The sequence below is a fragment of the Xanthomonas sp. 3058 genome (assembly GCF_014199765.1).
Classification (GTDB): domain Bacteria; phylum Pseudomonadota; class Gammaproteobacteria; order Xanthomonadales; family Xanthomonadaceae; genus Xanthomonas; species Xanthomonas campestris_B.
The window spans coordinates 1-7,269 of the sequence record NZ_JACHOF010000036.1 but is presented as its reverse complement, the minus strand read 5'-3'; the positions used below and the strand labels follow the sequence as shown (position 1 = coordinate 7,269).

Annotated in this window: 5 protein-coding genes; 1 reads left to right on the top strand and 4 read right to left on the bottom strand. The window is 53.5% G+C overall.

The window, feature by feature from the left end; all coding sequences use genetic code 11:
* Positions 1–288 (top strand): integrase core domain-containing protein (locus GGR61_RS20560; protein WP_184623756.1); only part of this gene is annotated, 288 nt, incomplete at its 5' end.
* Between the two features lie 348 nt (positions 289–636).
* Here the strand turns inward: GGR61_RS20560 and GGR61_RS20555 are convergent.
* From GGR61_RS20555 to GGR61_RS20540, 4 genes are all read right to left on the bottom strand, one after another.
* Positions 637–843: a hypothetical protein gene (locus GGR61_RS20555; protein WP_184623754.1), complete on the bottom strand. Its 207-nt coding sequence runs from the start codon at positions 841–843 to the stop codon at positions 637–639.
* A gap of 4 nt (positions 844–847) precedes the next feature.
* Positions 848–3,052 (bottom strand): RHS repeat-associated core domain-containing protein, encoded by a 2,205-nt coding sequence (locus tag GGR61_RS20550; RefSeq protein ID WP_184623752.1) that lies wholly within the window; start codon positions 3,050–3,052, stop codon positions 848–850.
* A gap of 8 nt (positions 3,053–3,060) precedes the next feature.
* Positions 3,061–6,813, bottom strand: a complete 3,753-nt coding sequence (locus GGR61_RS20545; protein WP_184623750.1) for a DUF6531 domain-containing protein — start codon at positions 6,811–6,813, stop codon at positions 3,061–3,063.
* Between the two features lie 303 nt (positions 6,814–7,116).
* A partial coding sequence (locus tag GGR61_RS20540) for an integrase core domain-containing protein (protein ID WP_184623748.1) occupies positions 7,117–7,269 on the bottom strand: 153 nt, incomplete at its 5' end.

The following is a 7,269-nucleotide window of genomic DNA, read 5'->3' as shown; positions in this document are numbered from 1 at the left end:
TGCGGCAAGGCGATGGTCGCCTGGGCGCATGCCCGTGGCGTGCAGTTGCGGCTGATCCAACCCGGCAAACCGAACCAGAACGCCTACGTCGAATCCTTCAACGGCCGACTACGCGACGAATGCCTCAACGAGCACTGGTTCCCGACACTGCTGCACGCGCGCACCGAGATCGAACGCTGGCGACGCGAATACAACGAGGACCGCCCCAAGAAAGCAATCGGCGGCATGACACCGGCTGCTTATGCCCAACATCTGGCAAACACCGATATCATCAGCCCCGGACTCTAAACTAGGCCGCTACTCAGGGCGGGGGGACGTCGTTGGCGCACTGTTTCTGCAAAGCAGAAACCATAAGTGCTCTCTTGCTGTTAATTCTTACCTATTCGATAATCCGCACATCAAAAACAAATTCAGGTATAAAAAGAATTTATAGCGAAATATAAACGTGAACTGTACCGATACAGATTTTCATGCCTACTCCAAATTCGATTACAAAAATCTACGCACAAGGCTCAAGAAGCCCACCCACGCACCACAATAAGAAATTTTTTAGCGTCATTTCCAAAGTGATCGGAGAAATTACGGGCCGAGTGGCATGATGAAGGGCTTGGATATATCGAAGCCCTCAACGGCCGACTATTTTTCTAATAATTCACGCTTTTTCTTCAATTGCCTTAGAAATTGAAAACTAAAACAAGCACAAATGATTGCAAAAGGAATTACCAGATAGTCAGCCACCTCAATTTTCTGCCCCACATAAACTTTGCTAAAGAAGTAGAATAAAAATCTTAACGAGGAAAGCCCAAAAATAAAAGCCCAGAATTTAAGCCAAAACAAGGACATAATTTTATCCGCCACAATTACAAGGAGTTGGACCGACTGCATCTTTAGCACCCTTGATAATATCCATTATATCTTTATCGGTGGCAACGCCTCTCCACCCACCAACAACGCCGCCAAGTGCCCCCTTGAATGTTAAACCCTTAGACAGCATTTCACCAGCGGTAGCACCAGTGCCTCCCAATAAAGCGCCGCCAACCACCTTCATAAGCGGATCACGCTCTTTACCATCTATCGCTGTTCCAATACCAACAACGCCATCGTGTAAAGTAGCAATGCCCAACATTGAAGCGGCACCCCCGCCAAAAACCAAGCTATTATCATCCAGCGCCAGACCAATCACTAGCGCAGGCGCACCTGCAGCAATTTCATTATATCCCATGTAGACATCTGCGGCGCCAAGGACTAGACCCAGGAAATCAATGCAAGCTTTAAGACCAAGTGGATCAATTGCAGAGATGGGATTTCCACCAACATAGGCATACGAATTCAAGCCACCTTTAAGGCCGATTGGGTCACTTTGCAGATAACGCCCAACCCCTGGGTCATAGTCGCGAAAACCGTTATACCAAAGCCCCGTTTCCTTATCGAAATATTGACCTGGAAAACCAATATTGAAACCGCCGATACTATCTTTCTGCACGGTCCGTCCGTAGGCGTAGTTATACGCTCTCCAAACAACGTCACCAGCATCGTTGGTTAGCACTTCAGGCCTACCCAAATGATCATTGTGAATAGCATAAACGCTATTTCGGCGAACGATTCCGATCAACTCATCACCCAACCAGATATAGTCGGCAATTGCTCCACTGGGCTCTTGTTCGGACAACAGTTGATTTTGTCCCGCATAGGTAAACACGCTAGTGCTCGCGCCATTTGCATTCTGCTTACCAATACGCTGACCCAACGCATTTATTTCATATTCCGTGCGTTGACCATTTACAACTGCGCTAGCCATCCGATTGAACGGGCTATATCCGTAAGTGCGGCTATCGCCAGCAGCAAACTCTGACACCCGATTACCAATCGCGTCATATCCATACTGGCGGCTTTCGTCACCAGACTTCGTGCTAGAGTATCCCAGCAGGCGATTGTTATTGGCATCAATGTCATACGATCGAACGGAGCGGCTGTCATCATAAGAAATCCAGTTCCCATTGCTGTCGTATTTCAATGTGTGTTGCAGCCCTCCTCGTTGAAGTTCTCCAAATCGACCCAACGTGTCATAGTCAATGGTTTGATTTAGGTTGGAATTTACGCCATCAGCGATAGAGCTAATTTCATCGACGCTGTTGTAACCGTAGGTCAGTTGCTGAGTAACGCGGTCTCCCACTTTGACGGCAATGTTCGTTAAACGCATGTCGGAATCGTAGCCCAATTCTCGCACCACGCCATTTCCTGACGTTCTACGCCAGGGCACGTCACTCCAAGCTAGATAACTCGCCGAATCGACGAGTCTAGTCACTTGGCCACCCACATTGACACTTACCGCCGATGGTTTGCCGTTGGTGTAACCATAGCCTGCGGTAACGCCACTTGGATAAGTGATACTGCTTAATCGCGCCATTCCATCATAGGCATAACGAGTCCGCATCTCACTGACTGTTCTTCCCATTACGGCCGTATCGACCCGCTCTGCAACTTGCCCTTGCAGCGTATAGCTCATCGCAAGAGTCGTGGTTGGAGTTACTGCACTACACAGCAGACCTATCCCGCCGGCGCAAGAATCATATCCAAACGTGTGCTGTTGGCTTCCCGCAGCAATCTGAACCACACGACCAAGGCCGTCATAGGCGTAGTTGGTCACCACGCCGTCAGCTCGAGTCATGCTGGTGCGCTGACCGGCTCCGTCGTATCCAAACACCGTCTGCCCTGTATCGGGACTTACTTGACGACGAAGGCCCCCGAAACCGTCATAGTCGTAAGTTGTTGCTTTCCCGCGTGGATCAACGACCCTCGATAAGCGATCACCCTGATCATAGGTGAAATTTGTCGTATTCCCTGATGCATCGGTTGCGGCGATCATACGACCGCGTGCATCGTATTGCATCGTCGAACGGCGACCTAAAGCATCGGTCGATGCCGTCCGACGCCCTTCGGCGTCATATTCATACTTATAGACCTGTCCATTATTCCCACGCTCAACAATAACGCGTCCGAGCTCATCGTATTCGGTAGCGCTGCTGAAAACCAAAGCAACCCCCATCAACATCCCTGTTATCACTTGACTTCTCCTTCAATTTTAACCTTGTCGCCCACGGACATCGGCCGGGTGCAACGAGTACCTGTGCAACCACCTGCCCCATCAACCGAAATGATCCCCGAAGCTAGAGCACCAAACGGTGCTCCGTCTACACGCATCTGGGATACCACGTGGTAGCGCGTCGTCGTCACCGGACGAGGTGCCGTGTAGCTCCACGAGAATGACACCCTATCCCCCGGATAGATTGGCCTTGGCAAGCCATCAGTCTGATTTAGACTGTTGCTGGCAGATCCTCTTGCCATGTAGATATTTCCAACGCCAGCAGCTCCCCACACTACGTTTCCGGTGTTCTGGAAGGTCGCCGATATTATGCGGGTCTCACCTGGGATGTAAGGACCGACATTGTTCCAGCCAACAAAGGCAGAGCTCCGGTCCATGCGAGGCAGCGCGTGCGTTCCCGAGTTGGGAAGCATGTAGTCAGAAAGGGCGCCTCCCGGCGTCAAAGCCACCGCATAGATACGGCGGTCTCCCAGCGAATTCCGGAGATTGAAGTCCAGTGGGAAGCGGAAGGTGCGCCCTTGAGTTGCGGTATCACACTGGGCTGCTGCGCCAGCATCTTCCGCCTGGTTGGCCCACACGGTAGCGAAATGTGTGCCGGCGCCTGGCCCACCACCAGCATAGAGTAAGACCGCAACATGGTCGCTCACGCCTAATCCGCACGCCCATCCCTTTACCGAGTAATTCCAGTTGCTATCGTATTCGACAGCCTGGATATCGCCCCGCATGCCAGTTGCGGGAATGGCAAAAGCACCAGACCCGGCAATCGTCGAGTGCTCTCTACCCACAGGTGAAATACCGTGGATGAAGATGCTTTTGCCACCATGATTTTTTCTAACGTCAGCGGGAAGCGGGATATGAAAGCGATAGGCACTTCCTGCGGCTTGGCACTGTTGGGACAGGGACGCATCGCTCCCTTGATTAGCAGTCGCCGCCAGCAAGAAGGACCCCGCACCGGCTGATCCGCCGACATACATATGCACATCAATAGATGCTGCCGTGCCAGTCGAGCATGCCCAACCGTCGATATACCAATTATAGGCGCTATCGCGATAAACCTGATCGATATTGCCAATGACCTTCGGTACCTCGGGAATGAAGTGCTTGCCTGAGCCATTAAGCAAAGAGTGTTCTAAGCCCGCAGGGGATATGCCATGCACATACAGAGGCTTGCCCCCATGCGCGTTTCGAACGTCAGCAGGAAGCGCAATATTAAATCGATACGCCGATCCGTTTGTCTGGCACTGCTGTGCAATAGCAGGCTCGCTTGCCACGTTTGCCGTGGCACCTGGCAGCGCGGTGCCAGACCCTGCCGAGCCGCCGACATAGGGATGCACATCTATCGATCCGGCGTATCCAGTTGAGCATGCCCAACCCGCGACATACCAGTTCCAGGCCGCATCGTGCCAGAAGCCATCGATGGTTCCGGTCACATGCGTTGAGCCAGTATAAGCAGTGTCGAGCACTTCGGTCTTCGTGACCAACGACGCATTGTTGTATTCAAAGCGCTTGCGCTCATACATCCCATCAGACTTGGGTTTGTAAACCTCTTTGACGCGGCGAGCGGCATCGTAGAGATATGTCTGCGAGACTCCATCACCAGTGCGCACCGTTGCAATATTCCCCGCACCATCATAGGCAGTTGTCGTAGCCACCCACGCCCCGTTGATTGAGGTGCGGCGTTCAACCTCGCGTCCGCGCCCGTCATAGCGATACTCCATGACATCACCGTTTGGACCTGTCACGCGGCCAGGTTGTCCAAGAGCGTTGTGCGCAGAGTAGGTGGTCGCTTGGCCGATGCCATTTGCAACACTTGTCAGATCGCCTACTGAAGAGAAAGACTGAATGACGCTGTCTTGAGATCCCGGTAGCGGGCCGTCTACCTTCATGGTGGCCAATAGGCCATTGCTATGCTTGGTGTAGCTATACGTAGTGGCCTTCGTGCGGCCCTGTCCGTAGCCCGTCAAATCGACAAGCGTATGCTTCGAGACACGGCCGTCTGCGTCATATTCAACGCGCGTCTCGTGATCTCCTGCAATGGTTTCACGCACCATCCGATTGGCCTGATCCCATGCGTAGGTCAGCGTGCGTTCGGCACTAGTGCCCTTTGCTTCAACCTTCTTCAATAGATGGCCTTGGGCGTCGTAATCGAAGTCGGTGAGGTTGTCAGCAAAGTCGCTAGCGATGTCCTCATATCCATTCGCATCGTAGGTCTTCGCCTTGTAGCTTGCGGGGCAATGAGGACTCGCAGCCCCTGTAACCTCGGTTTGCCGCCCGTCTTCATAGGTGTAGGTTGTCTGCCGCCCCAGCGGGCTGGTCTCGGTTACCAACATCTTTTTCGGAATGGTGCTGCCTGTCGCCGCCGCCGTTGCCATAGGGCTACCAGCATTAGTGGACATGCTTTGCGCGGACAGTCGAACGGCACCACCCCCTACCGAAGATGGGCGGACGCAAATTTCTCCACTACCAGGACGCGGGGTGCTACATGATCCACCGGTCTCTCCGCCCGTAAACCCACCAGGTGGAAGTGGAGCAGGAGGTGGCGTGATCGCTTGTGTTGCCGGAACGGAGTAGCTAAACGAAAAGCGCTCAACGCCTCCGGCATGTTCAGTCGACGTCGCTCGACCCTGATCATCATAGGCAAAGGTCGAGTAGCGTTGACCATTGAATGACTTGCCCGTCAGCGCACCAACAAATCGGGCATCTTCATAATGATAGCTGATAACCGTTTCTGGGGCTCCTGGAAGGGTCGCCGACGCAAGCCGGCCTTTGCTCAACCCCAATCCGAAGACGTTCTGCTGGTAGCCATAGCGGTAGACATTTCCAGCAGGATCGGTTGCTTGGGTGACAACGCCATCGGCCCAGGCAAACTTGATGCTGCGCCCGGAAGTGTGTGTGACTTCTTGCAGATATGCGCCGTCGTAACGGAAGCTCCATGCAACTCCTTGCTCATTGCGCCGCTCAGTGATGTAGCCACGCTTGTCATACTTTTCGGTGCCTCGTGTCTCGTTGTAAAGAACGAACGATCCGTCAGCTTGTTTGACAACAAAAGCGACCGGTGAGGCTTTTTCTTCAAGGTAGTGACCGCTGCCCGCGTCTAACAAGAACTTGATACGGCGCCCATCGGGTCGCTGTGCCCAGATGGTATTACCAGCTGGCACAAGGGTGTAGTCGAAGTTGCTGAGCCAATACGTGCCAAAAAGTCCACGTGCGGTCCAAAACGCATTGTAGGTGCGCTCTAAATAAAGACCCATCTCTCCATTGGCGGCGAAGTCCAACTCAGGCTCAACTTTGTTGCCCGTCGAGATGACCACAGGATTGCCACTTTTTTCCCCACTGCAATCCGCGCTATCGCGCTTGTCGTTCGTTGGCTGCTCTTTTGCACCGGGCGATGTGGCAAATCCGCCACTGCCACCACCATCGTTCGCCCGGACGCGCGCCCTACCGTTCGTTGTAGTGCGGGTCGCCTCACCCGCATAGTCTTCCTGAAACCAGCAAACCGGTGAAAACAAACGCGGCCCGCCAGCAATATTAGTGAATCCGCCACTGCAGATGTATCTACCGAAGCTATTTGCATCTTGTGCCGGTGCTAATAGGGCAAGCGCCCCAAGTGACTGCACGCCAAGCACCAAAGCACCCAGACGTCGTTTAACCTCAACACGTGGAGCTGCCTTATCGACGGCCTCCTGCCTTACTACACTTGAATCGTCCATATGTCCTTCGATTTTTGGAAGCTATGCTAACGGCGTCAGGCATGCTCGCCGAGCCACAGCGTCCGAAACGCAATGCAGCACAGAGAGCAAGCCTCAAACCTATAAGTATTTTTGTGTCCGCCATCCCCGGCGGCACTGGTTCTGCGAGGTGCTGGATCGTAGCGGAGGACGTGCCTGCCGCGCAAGCTCTGCCATGCTTTTTTCAACAAGCTTGCAGCGAACAGCATGTGACCCACAATAGATGCGCGGGCGCTGCTAACTAGCACTGTTTCGACATCCCCCCGCCCTGAGTAGCGGCTTGGTTTAGAGTCCGGGGGTAATGATATCGGTGTTGGCCAGATGTTGGGCATAAGCAGCCGGGGTCATGCCGCCGATTGCTTTCTTGGGGCGGTCCTCGTTGTATTCGCGTCGCCAGCGTTCGATCTCGGTGCGCGCGTGCAGCAGTGTCGGGAACCA